Raw genomic sequence first — 18,900 nt, 5'->3', positions numbered from 1 at the left:
CATGAAAAAAATTACATCCCTTCTTATTTTACTGATTACATTAACGTCTTTTGGGCAAGAAATCAAATTCGGTAAAGTATCCAAACAGGAACTGGAAGAAAAGTTTTATCCAAAAGATTCCATTGCGGAGGCTGCTTATCTATTTAGATCCAGAAAAACGTACTATAAATATAATCAAAATAGCGGTTTTAATATCATTACCGAAGCACATGTCCGTATAAAAATTTATAATAAAGAAGGATTTAAAAAAGCAAATGAAATAATTCGTTACTATAGCCCGGACGAAGGCAGTCGTGATAAAGTACACGAAATAAAAGGATATACTTTTAACTTGGAAAATAATAAAATTGTTAAAAGTAAATTAGCTAAATCAGAAATTTTTGATGAAAAGTTAAGCAAGTATTATCATTTAAAAAAGATAGCCATGCCTGCCATAAAAGAAGGCTCCGTTATTGATTTGAAATATAAAATAACTTCTCCTTATATCAGGAATATAGACGATTTGAAATTTCAGTTTGATATTCCGGTAAAAAAAATAAACTACCAAATAGAGCACCCGGAATGGTTTGTATTTAATAAAACCCCCAAAGGTTATTTTTTAGTACCTTTTACAAATTCCAGAAGAAGCGGTCGCATTTCTTTTCATGAAAGAGTTAGGCAGACTTCTCGTGGTGCTGTAGGAGTAGCAGTTACATCTACTGTTCAAAACAGGTCAATAGATTTAATATATCATAAAGAAACATATGCAGCAAAAGATGTACCTGCATTAAGAAGCGGAGAGCCTTTTGTGAGTAGTATACAAACTTATAGGGGCGGTATGAAATACGAAATAAGCGTAATAAAATATCCTAATTCTATTCCGGAGATGTTAACAGCATCATGGGAAGACGTTGTAAAAAGAATATATAAATCCGATAATTTTGGAGGTGAATTAAATAAGAGTGCTTTCTTTAAAAAGGATTTACAAACATTATTGGCTAATACCAGTACCGATAGTGAAAAAATAACAACTATTTTAGAGTTTGTAAAGGCTAAAGTAAAATGGAATGAGTACTATGGGAAATATACGGATGTTTCCACCAAAAAAGCGTACAAAGAGGGTACGGGAAATGTTGCAGCTATTAATTTATTGCTTACTTCAATGTTACTGGAAGCCGGCTTTAAAGCAAATCCGGTTTTAACAAGTACCAGGAGAAACGGAATTCCGGTTTCACCTACAAGCAGTGGGTTTAACTATGTCATTGCTTCTGTGACATTACCTGAGGGGATACTATTATTAGATGCTACCGATCAATATAGTTCAGTAAATGTTTTACCATTTAGAGTAATGAATTGGAGTGGCAGACTGGTAAAGCAAGACGGAACATCTTTAAGAGTTCCTCTGGTTCCTAAAAAGCATACTTCAGACGAGAGTTTCATCAGTGCCAAATTATTCGATGACGGTACCATAGAAGGTATGATAAGAACCAAATACACAGGGTTAAATGCACTGAGGTATAGAAATAGAAACAACCCGTTAAAAGAGGAAGATGTCATTGCTAAATTGGAAGACAATTATAGTATTGAGATAGATACTTTTAAAGTAACCAATGATAAAAATATTACAAAGCCACTAATAAGGCTATTTAAATTTTCATCGGAAGATTTAGTAGAAGGTATTGGAGGTAAATTATATATAGAACCGTTATTATTTTTTACTACGGAAACCAATCCTTTTAAAGCGAATGAAAGAAAATACCCTGTAGATTTTGGAATGCCATGGAAAGACAAATATACGGTAACGATAGCAATTCCGGAAGGGTATAAAGTAGCTTCTTTGCCCGAAGTAGCTGCAATTGGCCTGCCCGACGGCTTAGGGCTGTTTAAATTTCAGATAACTCAATTAAGTAATAAAATCAAGGTAATTTCAATATTACAATTCAACGAGGGTATCATTATTCCTAAATATTATCAGGAACTAAAAGAGTTTTTCAAACAAATTGTAGCAAAACAAACTGAGAAAATTGTAATCACAAAAAGCTGATTTATAAAACAATTTCTGTGGTATTCTTTAATTCGTGAATCGTAAATATGGAATGTGTATTTCCAATATGTTGGATAATAGTGAGTTTCCTGACCATAAACTCCCGATAAGCACTCATATTTTCTACGTGGATTTTTAATATATAATCATAATCGCCACTCACATGAAAGCATTCGGAAACCTTATCTAATTTCAACACCTCTTTTTCAAAATGTACTAAAAACCCTTTTGAATGTTGTAATAACCTTACATGACAGAAAACCAAAAAAGACCTGTTTACTTTATTTTTATCTATAAGTGTTACGTAACCTGTAATAAAGCCATGCTTTTCTAATTTTTTAATACGCTCATAAACTGCAGTTACAGATAAATTTAAGAATAGCGACAGGTTTTTATGAGTCTGCTTACAATCTCTTTGTAAAAGATTTATAATCTTTTTATCAATAGGGTCTAATTTCATGACAAAAATATTTCTGAAATAGTAAATTATATTTTGCTTAGTAGAATATTATTTAAAATAATATTATAAATATAGTTTATATAACTAAAATTATTAACTTTTATTGATTTTTATTTTATATAGATGTTATTTTGTAGAAATAAACTTAAGTCTTATGAAATTTAACCCGGCAGATAATATTCAGGATCTACAGTATTTTGGAGAATTTGGAGGCGTAAACCCTTCTATTTCAGATGCATCAACGTATACATTTTTATCGGCGAAAACCATGTTTGATACCTTTGAAGGAAATGCAGACGGATGTTATTTATATTCACGCCACACATCGCCAAGTAATTTATATTTGGGGAAAGCCTTAGCAGCTATGGAAGGAACAGAGGCAGCCAATGTAGCTGCATCGGGAATGGGAGCCATTACATCCACTCTCATGCAGTTATGCAAAGCAGAAGATCATATAGTATCCGGCCGAACCACCTACGGAGGAACCTATGCTTTCTTAAAAAATCTTGCACCAAAATTTAATATACAAACTTCTTTTGTAGATATTGCAGATCTACATACGGTGGAAGCCGCTATTACAAGACATACAAGAGTGCTGTACTGTGAATCCGTGAGCAATCCGCTATTAGAAGTAGCAAATATGAAAGGACTGGCACTCCTTGCAAAAAAATACGGTTTAAAATTGGTAGTCGATAATACGTTTTCACCATTGTCCCTGTCACCGGCAGTATTAGGAGCAGATATTGTGATCCATAGCTTGACAAAATTCATTAACGGAACTTCGGATACGGTGAGTGGGGTTACTTGTGCTTCCCAAGAGTTTATAGACAGTTTAAGAAATGTAAATGACGGTGCAAGTATGTTATTAGGTGCTACCATGGACAGCCTGCGTGCATCCTCGGTTTTAAAAAACTTAAGAACACTGCACATTCGGATAAAACAACATAGCTTTAATGCCAATTACCTGGCGAATAAGTTTGAAGCGGACGGGTTAAAAACGGTCTACCCGGGACTCCTATCCCACCCTTCTCACGAATTATATAAATCAATAATGAATGAAGAATATGGTTTTGGAGGGATCCTCACAATAGATGTTGGTTCTTTGGAGAAAGCAAATGAGTTGATGGAATTAATGCAACGTAAAAATCTGGGGTATCTGGCCGTTAGCCTAGGGTTTTATAAAACATTATTCTCAGCTTCCGGAACATCAACTTCATCGGAAATTCCGGAAAACGAACAAAAAGAAATGGGCCTATCTGATGGATTGATCCGCTTTTCTATTGGTTTGGATAATAATATAGAAAGAACATACCAAATGATGAAAGCATGTATGATTGACGTAGGAATATTATAACGAAATATGCACCGGAAATTACTTTTTATTTTTCGTATCTATAATAATTGTAACCGGACCGTCATTTAATAAACTTACTTTCATATCAGCTCCAAACTGCCCTTTTTGAACAGTTTTTCCCAAATCTTTTTCCAGTTGATTTAAAAAAGATTCATACAACGGAATTGCCTTATCCGGCTTAGCTGCTTTTACATAACCCGGCCTGTTTCCCTTTCTTATTGAGGCATGTAAGGTAAATTGACTTACTACTAAAAGTTCGCCGCCTATCTCTGTCAAAGAAGTATTCATCACTGAATTTTTATCGTTAAAAACCCTAAGATTGACAATTTTTTTAGAAAGCCATTTAATATCTTCAAAATTGTCTAAATCTTCAATACCAATTAATACTAACAGTCCTTTACCAATAGCAGCAATCTTTTGGTGATGTACTGTTACACTTGCCTCGGAAACTCTTTGAATAACTGCTATCATATATTACTTTTATTTTTCAATCTACACTTTATAACTTTTCGACTTTCAAACTATAAACCACATTATTAACTCTTCCAATGATCAGTTCTAAAATGCGTTTCTTCTTTTTCTAATATTTGCAAATAACTTTTATACCTGGACCATGAAATTTCTCCTTGCTCCAAGGCATTCTTCACTGCACAATCAGGTTCATTAATATGGATGCAATTATTAAACTTACACCGGCTTTTTAATGAAAAAAATTCAGGAAAATAATCGCCTAATTCTTCTTCCTCAATAGCTACGAGACCAAACCCTTTTATTCCCGGAGTATCTATAATTTTAGCATCAAAATTTAAATCGAACATCTTCGCATAGGTCGTGGTATGTTGTCCTTGTTTGTGCTGATCGGATATTTTTTTTGTCTTTAAGTTTAAACCGGGTTCAATAGCGTTGATCAATGTAGATTTACCTACACCGGAATGTCCGGCAAACAGACTTACTTTACCTGACATAAGTTCTTTTATTTTGCCGATGTTTCTATTTTCCGTTGCAGATGTTTCTATGCAAGTATAACCAATGGTTTGATATACCTCTTTCAGATATAAAATTTCCGCTCTTTCTGCTGCTTCACATATATCTATTTTATTAAATATCAATACGACTTTTACGGAATATGCTTCGGCAGTAACTAAAAAACGGTCTATAAATATGGTAAACGTAGGCGGGTGATTTACAGTAATTAATAAAAAAACAAGATCAATATTAGCTGCGATGATATGTGTTTGTTTAGATAAATTGACCGATTTTCTTATGATAAAATTAGTTCGTTCCACAATATGATGAATCACACCAATCTCATCGTCTCCTTTTTTTTCCAATTCAAAATGAACGTGATCTCCAACGGCAACAGGGTTGGTACTTTTAATTCCTTTGATCCTAAATTTTCCTTTGATACGACACTGGTAAAAAGTTCCGTCACCGGATTTTACCCAATACCAACTTCCTGTAGATTTATAGATTACTCCAATCACAATCTATATTTTTATACAATTTGACTATTTTTACAACTTATTATAATCATAAACAAATATCATGAAAAAATTATTAGTAAGCCTTCTCCTGATCATTGCACTTATTTCTGTTTCATTTATAGGTCAGGAACAGCAAGTAGAATATAAAACCATTACGGTTATAGAGTCTATTATTCCAAGTGGTCTGGGCCGTTCCAGAATGATTTCTGCCGAAGAAACAAAAAACTACAGAGATTACACTTCTTCCGGAAAAAATAGTAAAAGAAATAAGTCCGATAGAAGCAGAATTCGCGTAAAGAATTTTGAAGAAACCAAATTACTGAATTTTTTTAATCTTGGCGGTATCCGCTTTCAGAATATTGCTGCAAACGATGCACTGGTAGATTCTAAAATCAATGCAATGACATCGGAAGGATGGGAATTGGTTTTTGTAAATAGCGGTGTAGAAAGTTATGGTAGTGAAGGTGACATCAATGGTATTTATATTACCAGATATATTTTCAAAAGAGTAAAATAGAGCCTGTCAAGAGATACTAAATCCATTGAAAAAAACAGCTAAAGAATCTTTTTTCTTTAGCCGGTTTTTGCCTATATCTCCAATTCATCAAGCAATTTTTTTAATGCCGGATCACCAGGCCTTGGAGCATCATTATCTACTATATTGCCTTCGGGGTCAATCAACATAAATCGAGGGATTGTTCCCACAAGATAATTTATGGTAAACTGTTTTTCTCCTGCAAATAACTGCACTCCTTTAAGCTCAAATTTTTTAACTGCATCTCTCCATACTTTTTTTGCTTTTTCCCATGAGTGGGCTGTTTTATCATCGTCTGTAGCGATACTTATAAAAACAATATTTTTGTTTTTGTATTCTTTTTCAAGTTTTTTTAACACCGGAAACTGCGCAATACAAGGCTTACACCAGGTAGCCCAGAGATCTATGTAAACATATTTTCCTCTATAATCCGAAAGGCTGTTTTTACCCCCTTTATAATTTAAGTAATTTTTGAATTCCGGAGAAGGTTGCCCTTTAGCAATTTTATCTTTCTTCGCTTTTAATTCCAGGTATCTTTGACGTTGTATTTTATATATGTTCTCATCTTTCATATTTCTTAAGAACTGAGCATTAAGTCTTTTAGATTGCTTCAGTACGGTGGTATCAACATTATCAAATAAATTTTCAATACTATCGATTCCTCTTTCTATGATAGCCATTCTTTTAAAATATGCGTCTTTTTCCAATCCAAAAAAATCAGTAGGCTCTCCAAAACTTCTTGAAAAAGTATACTGGGCATTGATAAAGTTATTGGTATCCGACCCTATACCTTCATATGTGAATCCTTCTTCATATTTATTTGCATTTCCCTTCAAGTACAGGTCATAACCGTTATCTAGATAAACGAACCTTTTTATACCTCCTATAAAAAACAAATGATTTCCTTTTTTCTTGATAATCAATGAATCTTTAAAGGTGCCGTTTGCTTTAATATCGATCTTTTTCGTTAATTGATATCCTTTCAATATGATAACAGAGTCTTTACTATTTTCAATTTTCCCAGCAAGTGTCATATAATTTTTAGGATGATCCGGTTTACAAGAAGCTATGGTTAACAGAATCGTTATTAAGATACTAATTTTTTTCATTATCAATACTATAACATTACTACGAGTGCCAAAGATAAAACTTATTCTTTAAGAAATTTTGTTAAAATTAGTTGCATAATTATAAGTGAATGCTGATTTTTATACAACCAATCCTACATAAATGGAATCAGTTCATTTTATAGATGCCAAGCCTTTGGATTTAAAAATCATTCACCGGATATTACATGCGGATACCAGACTTGCATTATCTGAGGCTACCAGACAAAAAATAGTAGTATGCAGAAAATATCTGGATGAAAAAATGAATCGAATATCTACTCCGATTTATGGTATAAATACCGGATTCGGAGCCTTATATAATATAAAAATCAAAGGTGAAAATTTACGAAAACTCCAAGAAAATTTGGTAATGAGCCATGCTTGCGGTATTGGTGAAGAGGTGCCCGCTCAAATAGTAAAACTCATGTTGTTGTTAAAAATTCAATCTTTAAGTTATGGGCACTCGGGAGTACAATTAGAAACGGTCAACAGATTAATTGATTTTTATAACAACAACATATTACCTGTGGTTTATACACAAGGTTCTTTAGGTGCTTCGGGAGATTTATCTCCTCTGGCACATCTGTCTCTACCTTTGATAGGGAAAGGAGAAGTAATTGTTGACGGTATGAAGATGTCCGGAGAGAAAATGCTGAAGAAATATGGCTGGAAACCCATAGATTTACAATCAAAAGAGGGGTTAGCTTTACTAAACGGAACGCAATTTATGAGCGCTTATGGTATATATCATTTACTCCGGTGTCATAAACTTTCTTATTGGGCAGATGTTATAGGAACTATTTCTTTGGAAGCTTTTGACGGACGTATGGAGCCTTTTAATGCAATGATACATGCTGTCCGGCCACATAACGGGCAGATTAAAACTGCAAAAAGAATACGGAAATTTTTAGAGGGAAGCGAGTTAATTGCTCAGGAAAAACAGCATGTACAAGATCCGTATTCATTTCGTTGTATACCGCAAGTACACGGGGCCACAAAAGATACCCTCCGTTTTGTTACTGACACCTTTTTAACGGAAATTAATTCGGTAACGGATAATCCCAATATTTTTACCGAGGAAGATGTTATCGTTTCAGGAGGTAATTTTCACGGGCAACCTTTGGCATTAGCTCTGGATTATCTGGCCATTGCTATGGCTGAATTGGGAAGTATTTCCGAACGCAGAACCTATCAATTGGTATCCGGGCACAGGCATTTACCTCCTTTTTTAGTTGCCAATCCCGGGTTAAATTCGGGTTTTATGATCTTGCAATATACGGCAGCGAGCATCGTGAGTCAAAACAAGCAATACGCTACCCCGGCAAGTGTAGACTCCATAGAATCCAGTAACGGACAGGAAGACCACGTAAGTATGGGAGCAAATGCAGCCACCAAAGCAAAAAAAGTAGTGAATAATATACAAACCATTCTAGCGATTGAATTGTTGGTCGCTTCCCAGGCTTTGAGTTTTGGAAAAGCAAAAAGTGCGCCTTTTATAGAAACTGTATTAAACCGTTTTAGACAAAAAGTACCTATCGTAAAGGAAGATAAAGTATTACATTACGACATTATAAAATCCTCAAAATTTATTGACACTTTACTACTTTCTCAGGACGGTATTCAAGAATAGTATTTATTTTCTCAACGTTTTTAGAAAAATTGAATAAACATCTATAAAACTATTAAACCCTTCGGGTTTTTGAAATTGTGAGGTTTTGATGGCAGTTTTGGATGTACGTTTTAACTTAATAATCAAACTATAAGAGTAATCTTAAAAAACACCAATCCTACCTAATATCCAAAAATACACCTCCGCTAATGGATGGATTGGCGGCAATGATTCTCCCTGAAACTGCTCCGTCATAGTTCAAAGAAACGCCTATTTTTTTTGTAATATAATAACTTACTTCGGCACCCAGATTAATAAACTCTACATTGTTTGCAAAAATGCTTCCCTGTGTATTATTTTGTGCATTTAAACTTCCGTTTCGGAGTGACTCTACTACATTTAATCTTCCGATAATCCAGAGTTTTTTATTAAATATATTAATTCCCGATTCTAACCCAAATCGAAATTCATCTGAAAAATTTTGCGACCTGTTATTATAACCCAAATACGTTTTTGCATAGAAAGGAAGATGATTAAATGCGGTAGCATATCCTAATGCTACTGATAAAAACTGATTGAATTCTCCATCTCCGGTTTGATAACTTCCGTCACTCCCCCCACTTTTCTCACCCGTTGGCAAACCGAACAAAATTTTTACCGAAGCTGCCCAGTTTCTTTTTTTGTAGAAGCCATAATTAATTCCCAAGTCAATATCACCGATAGAAGAAATTGCTTCTCCGTTTTGAATCAGGTTTCCTGTAGTACCTGAAAATACATTATTTTGAGTAGCCCTGGCATAAAAAGGAACATACGCAATGAGATCAAACTGATTCGCAATTCCGTATTCCACATAAGCATTAATATTGAATTGTGTTCTGGTAATATTAGGATCTGTATTTCCGGTATCCGTATAGTGTTTATCGGTCTTTAAGTACCATGCAGATAATTTATAATACCCTTTTCCTTGTCCTTTAGACCATTGCCCAAAGGAAGCTTGCTGTATCATTGCGCTAATGACAACAAATAACAGTGTTTTTTTCATATTAATCATTAATTTCTCCATGTCCGACTTTTACTGAAAAAGGTTTACACCAATATAGTACATATTTATAGTCATTAATTCCCGTATTCATTATTTGATAGTTATGTGCTCCGCTAAATACCGTTACTTTACTTATTTCCAGCGCACCGCTTATCGAATTTGGATTGTTAGATAAATAAACATACAATCCTGGTAAACTGGACGATGCCTGATAGTCACTTGCAATACTTAAATCCAGATTAGAAGAACCGGTAATCTCTGAAATGGTAAAATTTCCGGTTAACACATAAGAGCTTGTCGTAATTATCATTCCTGATTTGGAAACAGGGTCATTATCTACAGGAGTATTGGTAACCATTATATTTAGTTCCTGAGAAATAGTTGTCCCCGTAGTACTTATCACTCTTACACTGATAACAGCACTTCCTTCGGCTAAAGCCGTTATGAGACCGGAATCACTAATGGAGATAACAGAAGGTTGTGAACTAGACCAGATGAAATTGGCAGTTTCCTGCTGCCCAACATTATTAAAAAAAGTAGCCATTAATTGGTAGGTTTCATTTAATAAAATCTGATTAACAGGATTATTAAAAGAAATACGTTCATCCACCCTGTCATTTAAAAAATCATTTTCTATACAATTGTAAAAAGTAGTCAAAATCAGTAATAGCAGTATGGGTATTAATTTTTTCATTTGATTAATTATATTTATGGAACTCATTTAAACTTTTTCAATTTGCTAAAAAATTGTTGTTTTCCACTCTGTTTTTGTCTTTTTTTCTTTCCGTAGCACTGCTATGCAACTCAAAAAAGCTTTCAACATATCTAAAAACTTCTAATTTTCGCTTAAATTCAAAAAGTTTAAACGAGTTCATGATGTATAGTCGAAGTTTAAAATTATCATTACATTATTTTAAATTTATTAAACATCTTATTTGATGCCTAATATAGTTTGAAAATTGAAAAAATGCAAAAAAACTCATGAAATTATTAGAACAAACTAAAACCTGAAACTTTACAGATTGAACTTATTTAAACTTTTCAATTTGCTAAAAAATTGCTGTTTTTAGCTCTGTTTTTATCTTTTTTTCCTTCCGTAGCGCTATGCTATGCAACTCAAAAAAGCCTTCAACAGCACTAAAAACTTCTAATTTTCGCTTACATCCAAAAAGTTTAAATGAGTTCATTAAAATGAACTTCCAGACCATCAGGTTTAATAAAATGTTAAAATTTAATTTGTATGTTTTTTGTATAGTAAGCAAAAGGTGTATTTGAAACATATTATTGGTAGTTTTATAGCCAATTGAAATTTAATGTATCTAATGATGAAAAAAATAACACTGTTTTTTATACTCTTAATTTCTTTAAGCGGATATACACAATCTTTACCTATAGATTTTGAAACGCCAATACTATGGACTGATTTTGATGGCGGTAATGTTACGACTATTTCTAATCCGCAAAACAATTCGGATAATAATTCGGCAAATGTTGGCCAGATGATTAAAAATGCAGGTCATCCATGGGCAGGCAGTTACGTAACATTGAGCGGTGCAATGGATTTCAACAACAATAATACTTTCTCTATGAAAGTATATTCTATTAAAGCCAATACTAAGGTATTGTTAAAAGTGGAGAACTCCGGCAATCCTTCAATTAATTATGAACAGCAAGTAACCATGACCAAAGTGAATGCATGGGAAACAGTAGTATTTAATTATTCACTGATCAATACTTCTAATACTTATGACAGGATTGTTATTATCTTTGACAATGGTACAGTAGGAAATGGTTCAGCAAATTTTACTTTTTATTTTGATGATATTATACTATACAACATAGCACCCTCCTGCCCCTCCGGAACTATTGGAGTTACCCCGTCTTCGTTTACTTATGAGTTGGTATGGGCAGATGAGTTTTCCGATAACGGAGCACCCTGTGTAGCTAATTGGGGCTATGATCTTGGCGGTGGAGGCTGGGGAAACGGAGAAGTGCAAACATATACCAATAACTCGAATAATGTAATTGTAGAAGGAGGTCTTTTAAAAATAAAAGCAAAGAAAAACGGAGGCAGCTACACTTCGGCACGAATAAAATCTCAAGGAAAATTCAAATTCAAATATGGAAAAGCAGATGTAAGAGCAAAACTGCCTGTAGCTCAAGGAACATGGCCTGCCATATGGATGTTGGGTTCTAACTTTCCGACAGTTGGGTGGCCACATTCGGGAGAAATAGACATTATGGAGCAAACAGGAGGAAATAAAAATGAAATATTAGGCACGTTACATTGGTATAATACGGCTGGAAATAGTAATGCCAATTACGGACAAACAACCAGTATCACCAATGCCTCATCACAATTTCATATATACTCTCTGGAATGGACACCTGATACTGTGAAGATTTTTTTAGACGGAGTACAGTTCTTTGTACTTAATAACAATGAAGATTTACCTTTCAATGCTGATTTTTTCATGATTTTAAATGTAGCTATGGGAGGAACTTTAGGAGGGGCTATTGATCCTGCATTTACAGAAGACAGCATGGAAATCGATTATGTTCGTGTATACCAAAGAATGGAGCCCTCAAATGGTCCGGCTGAAGCAGCGCCAACACCTACGGAAAATGCTTCAAATGTAATTTCCATATTTAGCGATGCTTATACGGATATTACAGGGGTAGACCTAAATCCGGATTGGAATCAGACAACTACTACTACTGAAGTTAGTATTGCAGGAAACAATACGCTAAAATATGCCAACCTTAACTATCAGGGTACGGATTTTGCGGGAAATGTACAGGATGTTTCCGGAATGACGCATCTGCATTTTGATTATTGGACAGGAAATGCCACATCGCTGAGATTTTTTCTAGTGAATGCGTCTACAGGCGAAGCGGGGGAAAAATTTTATGATATAGTTACAGAAAGAGGTATCATGATAGGGAGTTGGGTGAGTTTAAATATCCCTTTAACTCATTTTACCAATCAGGAGTTCTCATTAGCAGATGTAATGCAATTTAAAGTTGATGGTAACGGAACTGTTTTCCTGGACAATATGTATTTTGTGAATAATCCATCTTTAAGTACTGATGAATTTACTGTTTCTGATGTGAAAATACTCTCTAATCCTACTAAAAGAAATTGGGTTATAAAAACCAGTCATCTGGAAATCAATTCTATAGCTGTTTTTGATTTGGTTGGTAAAAAAGTACTATCTCTTACTCCTCGCTCATCTGATGTTACTATTGATGCGAGTCATTTAAAGGCGGGCTTGTACATTGCCAAAATACAAACAACAAATGGAATTGGAAGCTTAAAACTGATAAAAGAATAGTGTAAAAAGTTCGTTTATCCTTATTTTTTTAAGCTTATTTAGGTACCGATAATTTTTGTCTGTGTTAAATAAAGGGCACTAGAAATGGTATTTTCTTTTTACTACAAAAATTTGTTTTCAATAAAAGAATTTAATTATTTATAAAAAATCTATTTGATTACACTTAATTATGCCACTAATTTAAAAATTCGTATCTTAATATAAAGTTTAGAATTATGAATTTACTACATTTTATTGAACAATTTCCAGATGAGTTTTCCTGTAAATCACATATGAAGTTGGCTCGTTCAAAAGAAGGAGTCATTTGCAAAAAATGTCAATCAAAAAAGCACTATTGGTTAAAGTCTAAATGGATGTGGCAATGTTCTTATTGTGGTTTTAGAACTACTCTACGCAGCGGTACTATGATGGAGAACTCCAATTTACCTATTCGTACTTGGTATCTCGCTATGGCATTTATGACTTTTAGTAAAAAAGGTATTTTTGCTGCCGAATTACAACGTCAGCTCAACCATACACGTTATACCACTATATGGTCTCTTATGCACAGAATACGTTCGGCTATGGGAAAACGAGATAATTTATACGACCTTGAAGATATGATTGAGTTTGATCAAGCTTACTTTACTGTGGCAACAAAAGAATCCGACAGACAAAAGCTTAAAAGAGGCAGAGGCAGTCAAAAACAATCTAACGTAGCGGTAATGGCAGAGTCTGTACCTTTAGAAGATTTAAAGACTGGGAAACAATCCAAACAATGTCGTTATTTTAAAATGAAAGTTTTGGATACTCATAAAAAAGAAGAAGTCAACACGCTTATTGATAGTAATTTTGATGATACATGCATTGTTTTTAGCGACAAAAGCACGTCTTATGTAGACATAGGTGATTATGTGGAAGTACACATTACTGAAAAATCAAATAAAGAAACCACTATTACCACACTAAAATCGGTGCATATAGCCATAAGTAATGCAAAACGCACTCTGTTAGGTATTTACCATAAAATTAAAGGAAAATATTTGCAGAATTATCTTGACGAGTTCTGCTATAAACTCAACAGACACTATTTCGCTGAAAGACTATTTGATAGACTGGTAGTAGCTGTCACTCATCAATACTGGTATAAAAGTGGGTAATCAAAAATATAAATCATGAACCAAGGGGTTACTATTGCCGGACTTTCTATTAACTTAAATTTTTGCAGTAAAATAAACAGCGATCAGATCAATTCCAAATTTATACCCAAAGAACCGGTATCTACTATCTATTTGGGTCAGCAACCGGAAACCTATATAGTAGATATTATTGTTTATATTCCTGCTTTGCTTGAAAACCTCAGTGGTATGGATTTAGGAAGTGGCCTATTTCTAAATAAGGAAAAACTCTTTTTTTAGCTTATAACGGGGTAAACAATATAAGTACGTCTGTTACCAGTAGATCAAATGATTTAGGGATTTTACTCTGCAGGGAATTTAGCGTTGAATACGACTGTAAAGACCCTACTATTGGGAATTATGATCTATATCACATTCAATTCGAGTATCAATTGCTTCCAAAAAATTTCCAATCCGTACAGGCTATTATTATTAAATTAACTAATGAAGATCCGCGAACTGACAGAGGTACCGTAACTTCCATCAGGACTGATAATAATTAAGAAGTTACAGCTGATGAAAAAGCTGGTCTTATTTTGTTCGGTTTTATTGTCTTCTTACTCCTTTTCACAAATTGATAAAGACTACTTTCCCTTGGAAAGAGACATTGTAAAAAAATGTCAGGGAAGGGATACTAATTTTCATAAAACCCATTTATTTTTCTTTAAAAAACAAATTGATTCTTCATTTTTTTACAGCAGCCAGACCTATAATCATATTTCCGAAGTATCTGAAATAAGACATTACTTAAAATTGATTACACTTAATTATGCCACTAATTTAAAAATTCGTATCTTAATATAAAGTTTAGAATTATGAATTTACTACATTTTATTGAACAATTTCCAGATGAGTTTTCCTGTAAATCACATATGAAGTTGGCTCGTTCAAAAGAAGGAGTCATTTGCAAAAAATGTCAATCAAAAAAGCACTATTGGTTAAAGTCTAAATGGATGTGGCAATGTTCTTATTGTGGTTTTAGAACTACTCTACGCAGCGGTACTATGATGGAGAACTCCAATTTACCTATTCGTACTTGGTATCTCGCTATGGCATTTATGACTTTTAGTAAAAAAGGTATTTCTGCTGCCGAATTACAACGTCAGCTCAACCATACACGTTATACCACTATATGGTCTCTTATGCACAGAATACGTTCGGCTATGGGAAAACGAGATAATTTATACGACCTTGAAGATATGATTGAGTTTGATCAAGATTACTTTACTGTGGCAACAAAAGAATCCGACAGACAAAAGCTTAAAAGAGGCAGAGGCAGTCAAAAACAATCTAACGTAGCGGTAATGGCAGAGTCTGTACCTTTAGAAGATTTAAAGACTGGGAAACAATCCAAACAATGTCGTTATTTTAAAATGAAAGTTTTGGATACTCATAAAAAAGAAGAAGTCAACACGCTTATTGATAGTAATTTTGATGATACATGCATTGTTTTTAGCGACAAAAGCACGTCTTATGTAGACATAGGTGATTATGTGGAAGTACACATTACTGAAAAATCAAATAAAGAAACCACTATTACCACACTAAAATCGGTGCATATAGCCATAAGTAATGCAAAACGCACTCTGTTAGGTATTTACCATAAAATTAAAGGAAAATATTTGCAGAATTATCTTGACGAGTTCTGCTATAAACTCAACAGACACTATTTCGCTGAAAGACTATTTGATAGACTGGTAGTAGCTGTCACTCATCAATACTGGTATAAAAGTGGGTAATCAATTTACTTAAATTATATTTATGGGGTTAGTGCACTTGACAGAGAGTTCTTTTCAATGGCTGAGGAAAAATTAAAAAGTATCCCTGATTTTCCTCCTTATAAATATCTTGTTGACTATAATCTGAGTAATATTGCCCTGAATAATAGTCAATATGAAAAAGCATTGGCATATTATATTTCAGTAATTAATTCCAATACTATCCAAACTAATGACAGGTTAAAAAAGATATATCATAATGTTGGGGTATGTTATTTGCATTTAAAAAACTACCATGCATCTGAAAAATTTTTAATGAAAGAATTAGAAATTTCCCAAAACGAAAAAGATACTTCAGGCGTTATTTATGCAAAACTTGATCTGGGAAATTTATTTTATCAACAATATCAGGATGACAAAGCTATTTTTCTGTTCAAAGAAGCTTATGATCTAGCACGATTATTTCATGACATCAGGCTAAAACAGTTGGCTTCTCAAAATATGGCCATTGTTGAGAAAAACAGAAAACACTATAAAGAAAGTGTTACTTATTATACCCAGTACATAAGATAGAAGGATTCCTTATGGAACAGAGATAAAATATCAAAACTATTGGAAAAAGATAAACAGATCGCTTTAGCTGTAAAAAATAAGGAAGTCGCCGTACAAAAAGAAATTAGTAAAAAACAAAAAGAGTGGGTTCGGTTATTTGCTATGATACTCATTATTATCCTATTGTTCTTAACGGTTCTTTTCTATCTATATAGAATAAAAATCAAACAACATGCCTTGATCAATATACAAAAAGAACAGTTAGAAAACTTAAATACAACCAAAAATTATTTACTTTCCGTAATTTCGCATGATTTAAGGATATTTCTAATCGCTATTAAAGGGAATCATAAAAAATTATCTGCATTATTAAACACAAACCGTATTGAAGATGCCTCCATTTTAAATACTAAAAGTACCTCTATTTCCGAAAGTACATCTCAAATAGTAAATAATATTCTCAATTGGGCTTTACAACAGAACAACCAGTTGCTATTTATCCCTGATGTGCATCCTATAGGGGCCTTAACAGACACTATTTTATATGATTTTAAACCGCTTGCTTTTTTAAAAAACATTACATTATCTGCCATTTATAAAAATCCGAATATACAAGTATATCTGGACAAAGAATTATTTAAAATTGCATTTAGAAATCTAATAGACAATGCTATAAAATATGCCCCGGAAAATGGGAAAATAACCATAGAAGTTGCCTCTGATGATAAAAAATGTACTCTTAAAATTAAAGATACCGGAGTTGGAATATCTCAAAAAATCTTAAATACCATCCATAATTATAATGCTTTGGTAGTAAAAAGCACTAAAGGTATTCTATGATAAAAACAAGTAAAAGTTGAGATATTATTTTTACTAATTTATGCAGCAAATTTAAAAGTATCTACATAGGGTGTTTGTCGTTTGACAACGGCAAACACTCTTGCTATTAATTTGTTTCTAATAATGTTAACGGTACTCATTTTACTTTTGCCTTGTTTTATTCTTTTATGATAGTATAATTTCATTTCTGGGTTATGTTGTATAGCAGAAATAGCGCACATATTAATAATTGCTTTCAATTTTTTATTAGCCAAATGAGAGACTTTTGTACGTCCTTTAATACTAGTTCCAGATTGGTAAGGAAAAGGAGCAACACCACAATAAGAGGCAAACTTTCTCCAGTTTTCAAATTTTGAAAAATTGTCAGTAAACACAATCATCATTATAGCAGTTTGCATTCCTATACCTTTAACACTAGTAACAAGTTTATAGGTTTCTTTTAACATTATATTTTGGTCAATAATAGCTTGCATTTGAGTATTAATCTTGTGTATTTGTTTGGTTAGTTCTGCAATCATTTTTTGTTGAACGTCAAAGATTATTTTATACTCTTTTGCTTTATAAATTCTTTTTTGTTCTTTCAAAGTAACTTTAAAACCAGCTCTTTGTTTGTTAAGTTTTGTCCTTAAAGATAAGAGACTTTTTAGTTGTAATATACTTCTTTTAGGTAGCTTACTGGGTTTAAGTTCTTCTTTTAATCGATACCCATATAGAGCAATGCGTTTGGCATCAATTTGGTCATCCTTTCCACGAGCAATACCAATAGATCTTTTAATTTCTAAACCAGAAGCTATGAAAAAAGATAATTTTTGTTCAGTTAAAGACACAGATAATAAATGAGAGTACATTCCTGTATGTTCAAATACAAACATGGTTTCTTCTTTAGAGAAAGACGAATTTTTAAAACTCCACTTTAGCATTAATTTAAATCCAGATTTACTGTTCTCAAACTGTTGAACAATTTGTTTAGAATAGATACAAACATCAATTAATAATTTACTGACATCGATTCCGATAATTTCATTTGTTTTCATAATTTTGTAATTAGATATTAATAATAGTTACTTAAACTAAGACCTTTAATAAGGGCAGAAACTGAAATTCTATATGGTTCTAAGTAACTTTTAAAAAGAACGGAGACTAATACGGGGGATGGCTCTAAAAAGCTAGCTGGCCGCTAAAGTTCACTCCGTTCTTTTGTGTTTTTGGTTATCAACAAAATAAGAGTTATTAACAAAGAAAAAAAGAAGCAAAAAAAGAAATTTCATCATAACTATTATGTTTTTATTTTAAGTAATTATTTCTATTTGCTAATCTAAAGGCAGGGGCTTCCATTCTGATTTTCCCCGTAGTTTTCGGGGTAATTAACCCTTCTTCTATACCTATGGTAACGGCACCAATGGTTCCGTGACCACACATTGGCAGACTCCCCGAAGTTTCTAAAAATAAAATCGAACAATCATTTTCCGGATGGTGAGGCGGATAGAAAACGGCTCCACTCATCATATCATGTCCTCGGGGTTCAAACATAAGCCCTTTTCGAATCCAATCGTATTTTTTGATAAAATACTGGCGCTTTTCACTCATGTCAGCCCCCGCTAAATCAGGTACTCCGTTTTTAACTACCCGTACCGGATTTCCGCAGGTATGTCCGTCAATACATTCAAAAACCGATCTCATTT

At 33.3% G+C, this 18,900-nt stretch carries 20 protein-coding genes; 10 read left to right on the top strand and 10 right to left on the bottom strand.

What is annotated here, in order from left to right; translation table 11 throughout:
• The first annotated feature begins 1 nt into the window (after position 1).
• Entirely contained in the window at positions 2-2,023 is a 2,022-nt protein-coding gene (locus GKR88_12720; protein QMU65066.1) for a DUF3857 domain-containing protein, read from the top strand.
• Position 2,024: 1 nt separating this feature from the next.
• On the opposite strand, the gene GKR88_12715 is transcribed toward GKR88_12720, so the two are convergent.
• On the bottom strand, positions 2,025-2,483 hold the full coding sequence (locus tag GKR88_12715; GenBank protein ID QMU65065.1) for a winged helix-turn-helix transcriptional regulator: 459 nt from the start codon (positions 2,481-2,483) through the stop codon (positions 2,025-2,027).
• Between the two features lie 154 nt (positions 2,484-2,637).
• Here GKR88_12715 and GKR88_12710 point away from each other — a divergent pair, with 154 nt between their 5' ends.
• Positions 2,638-3,837, top strand: a complete 1,200-nt coding sequence (locus GKR88_12710; protein ID QMU65064.1) for a cystathionine beta-lyase — start codon at positions 2,638-2,640, stop codon at positions 3,835-3,837.
• 18 nt (positions 3,838-3,855) lie between these two features.
• Here the strand turns inward: GKR88_12710 and GKR88_12705 are convergent, their stop codons facing one another.
• Both GKR88_12705 and rsgA read right to left on the bottom strand, forming a co-directional pair.
• On the bottom strand, positions 3,856-4,308 hold the full coding sequence (locus GKR88_12705; GenBank protein ID QMU65063.1) for a D-tyrosyl-tRNA(Tyr) deacylase: 453 nt from the start codon (positions 4,306-4,308) through the stop codon (positions 3,856-3,858).
• A 65-nt stretch (positions 4,309-4,373) separates the two neighbouring features.
• Positions 4,374-5,321: a ribosome small subunit-dependent GTPase A gene (rsgA, locus tag GKR88_12700; protein ID QMU65062.1), complete on the bottom strand. Its 948-nt coding sequence runs from the start codon at positions 5,319-5,321 to the stop codon at positions 4,374-4,376.
• Positions 5,322-5,382: 61 nt separating this feature from the next.
• Here rsgA and GKR88_12695 point away from each other — a divergent pair, with 61 nt between their 5' ends.
• Complete coding sequence (locus GKR88_12695; GenBank protein QMU65061.1) at positions 5,383-5,838, top strand: hypothetical protein; 456 nt, start codon at positions 5,383-5,385, stop codon at positions 5,836-5,838.
• Between the two features lie 71 nt (positions 5,839-5,909).
• Here the strand turns inward: GKR88_12695 and GKR88_12690 are convergent, their stop codons facing one another.
• Entirely contained in the window at positions 5,910-6,965 is a 1,056-nt protein-coding gene (locus GKR88_12690) for a redoxin family protein (protein QMU65060.1), read from the bottom strand.
• A gap of 121 nt (positions 6,966-7,086) precedes the next feature.
• On the opposite strand from GKR88_12690, the gene hutH reads away from it, so the two are divergent.
• Positions 7,087-8,595, top strand: coding sequence for a histidine ammonia-lyase (gene hutH, locus GKR88_12685; protein QMU65059.1), 1,509 nt, complete (start codon positions 7,087-7,089; stop codon positions 8,593-8,595).
• A 157-nt stretch (positions 8,596-8,752) separates the two neighbouring features.
• On the opposite strand, the gene GKR88_12680 is transcribed toward hutH, so the two are convergent.
• The 4 genes from GKR88_12680 to GKR88_12665 form a co-directional block, all read right to left on the bottom strand.
• Positions 8,753-9,616, bottom strand: a complete 864-nt coding sequence (locus GKR88_12680) for a hypothetical protein (protein QMU65058.1) — start codon at positions 9,614-9,616, stop codon at positions 8,753-8,755.
• A gap of 1 nt (position 9,617) precedes the next feature.
• Positions 9,618-10,310 (bottom strand): hypothetical protein, encoded by a 693-nt coding sequence (locus tag GKR88_12675; protein ID QMU65057.1) that lies wholly within the window; start codon positions 10,308-10,310, stop codon positions 9,618-9,620.
• 37 nt (positions 10,311-10,347) lie between these two features.
• Positions 10,348-10,491, bottom strand: coding sequence for a hypothetical protein (locus GKR88_12670; protein QMU65056.1), 144 nt, complete (start codon positions 10,489-10,491; stop codon positions 10,348-10,350).
• Between the two features lie 174 nt (positions 10,492-10,665).
• Positions 10,666-10,803: a hypothetical protein gene (locus tag GKR88_12665; GenBank protein ID QMU65055.1), complete on the bottom strand. Its 138-nt coding sequence runs from the start codon at positions 10,801-10,803 to the stop codon at positions 10,666-10,668.
• 126 nt (positions 10,804-10,929) lie between these two features.
• On the opposite strand from GKR88_12665, the gene GKR88_12660 reads away from it, so the two are divergent.
• The 6 genes from GKR88_12660 (at position 10,930) to GKR88_12635 (ending at position 17,218) form a co-directional block, all read left to right on the top strand.
• Positions 10,930-12,951 (top strand): family 16 glycosylhydrolase, encoded by a 2,022-nt coding sequence (locus tag GKR88_12660; GenBank protein QMU65054.1) that lies wholly within the window; start codon positions 10,930-10,932, stop codon positions 12,949-12,951.
• A 215-nt stretch (positions 12,952-13,166) separates the two neighbouring features.
• Positions 13,167-14,090, top strand: a complete 924-nt coding sequence (locus tag GKR88_12655; GenBank protein QMU65053.1) for an IS1595 family transposase — start codon at positions 13,167-13,169, stop codon at positions 14,088-14,090.
• Between the two features lie 15 nt (positions 14,091-14,105).
• Positions 14,106-14,348 (top strand): hypothetical protein, encoded by a 243-nt coding sequence (locus GKR88_12650; GenBank protein ID QMU65052.1) that lies wholly within the window; start codon positions 14,106-14,108, stop codon positions 14,346-14,348.
• A 575-nt stretch (positions 14,349-14,923) separates the two neighbouring features.
• Complete coding sequence (locus tag GKR88_12645; GenBank protein ID QMU65051.1) at positions 14,924-15,847, top strand: IS1595 family transposase; 924 nt, start codon at positions 14,924-14,926, stop codon at positions 15,845-15,847.
• A 57-nt stretch (positions 15,848-15,904) separates the two neighbouring features.
• A complete protein-coding gene (locus GKR88_12640) occupies positions 15,905-16,399 on the top strand; it encodes a tetratricopeptide repeat protein (protein QMU65050.1) in 495 nt (164 codons plus the stop codon).
• Positions 16,400-16,438: 39 nt separating this feature from the next.
• A complete protein-coding gene (locus GKR88_12635) occupies positions 16,439-17,218 on the top strand; it encodes a hypothetical protein (GenBank protein QMU65049.1) in 780 nt (259 codons plus the stop codon).
• 38 nt (positions 17,219-17,256) lie between these two features.
• Here the strand turns inward: GKR88_12635 and GKR88_12630 are convergent, their stop codons facing one another.
• Positions 17,257-18,252 (bottom strand): transposase, encoded by a 996-nt coding sequence (locus GKR88_12630; protein ID QMU65048.1) that lies wholly within the window; start codon positions 18,250-18,252, stop codon positions 17,257-17,259.
• A 250-nt stretch (positions 18,253-18,502) separates the two neighbouring features.
• The gene (locus GKR88_12625; GenBank protein QMU65047.1) at positions 18,503-18,898 is read right to left on the bottom strand and encodes a hypothetical protein; all 396 of its coding nucleotides are present in this window, start codon (positions 18,896-18,898) and stop codon (positions 18,503-18,505) included.
• Positions 18,899-18,900: the final 2 nt, after the last annotated feature.

This window comes from Flavobacteriaceae bacterium (genome assembly GCA_014075215.1).
GTDB lineage: Bacteria > Bacteroidota > Bacteroidia > Flavobacteriales > Flavobacteriaceae > Polaribacter.
Note: the sequence above shows the minus strand (reverse complement) of the source record. Positions and strands in the feature narration are given on the sequence as shown.

What these genes read in the sequence shown, in the direction of transcription:
- GKR88_12625 (QMU65047.1), bottom strand. Translation starts at nt 18,898, where the DNA reads ATGAGATCGGTTTTTGAATGTATTGACGGACATACCTGCGGAAATCCG.
- GKR88_12655 (QMU65053.1), top strand. Translation starts at nt 13,167, where the DNA reads ATGAATTTACTACATTTTATTGAACAATTTCCAGATGAGTTTTCCTGT.
- GKR88_12665 (QMU65055.1), bottom strand. Translation starts at nt 10,803, where the DNA reads ATGAACTCATTTAAACTTTTTGGATGTAAGCGAAAATTAGAAGTTTTT.
- GKR88_12710 (QMU65064.1), top strand. Translation starts at nt 2,638, where the DNA reads ATGAAATTTAACCCGGCAGATAATATTCAGGATCTACAGTATTTTGGA.
- GKR88_12650 (QMU65052.1), top strand. Translation starts at nt 14,106, where the DNA reads ATGAACCAAGGGGTTACTATTGCCGGACTTTCTATTAACTTAAATTTT.
- GKR88_12660 (QMU65054.1), top strand. Translation starts at nt 10,930, where the DNA reads ATGTATCTAATGATGAAAAAAATAACACTGTTTTTTATACTCTTAATT.
- GKR88_12680 (QMU65058.1), bottom strand. Translation starts at nt 9,616, where the DNA reads ATGAAAAAAACACTGTTATTTGTTGTCATTAGCGCAATGATACAGCAA.
- GKR88_12715 (QMU65065.1), bottom strand. Translation starts at nt 2,483, where the DNA reads ATGAAATTAGACCCTATTGATAAAAAGATTATAAATCTTTTACAAAGA.
- GKR88_12670 (QMU65056.1), bottom strand. Translation starts at nt 10,491, where the DNA reads ATGAACTCGTTTAAACTTTTTGAATTTAAGCGAAAATTAGAAGTTTTT.
- GKR88_12690 (QMU65060.1), bottom strand. Translation starts at nt 6,965, where the DNA reads ATGAAAAAAATTAGTATCTTAATAACGATTCTGTTAACCATAGCTTCT.
- GKR88_12705 (QMU65063.1), bottom strand. Translation starts at nt 4,308, where the DNA reads ATGATAGCAGTTATTCAAAGAGTTTCCGAGGCAAGTGTAACAGTACAT.
- GKR88_12675 (QMU65057.1), bottom strand. Translation starts at nt 10,310, where the DNA reads ATGAAAAAATTAATACCCATACTGCTATTACTGATTTTGACTACTTTT.
- hutH (QMU65059.1), top strand. Translation starts at nt 7,087, where the DNA reads ATGGAATCAGTTCATTTTATAGATGCCAAGCCTTTGGATTTAAAAATC.
- GKR88_12695 (QMU65061.1), top strand. Translation starts at nt 5,383, where the DNA reads ATGAAAAAATTATTAGTAAGCCTTCTCCTGATCATTGCACTTATTTCT.
- GKR88_12640 (QMU65050.1), top strand. Translation starts at nt 15,905, where the DNA reads ATGGCTGAGGAAAAATTAAAAAGTATCCCTGATTTTCCTCCTTATAAA.
- GKR88_12645 (QMU65051.1), top strand. Translation starts at nt 14,924, where the DNA reads ATGAATTTACTACATTTTATTGAACAATTTCCAGATGAGTTTTCCTGT.
- GKR88_12720 (QMU65066.1), top strand. Translation starts at nt 2, where the DNA reads ATGAAAAAAATTACATCCCTTCTTATTTTACTGATTACATTAACGTCT.
- GKR88_12630 (QMU65048.1), bottom strand. Translation starts at nt 18,252, where the DNA reads ATGAAAACAAATGAAATTATCGGAATCGATGTCAGTAAATTATTAATT.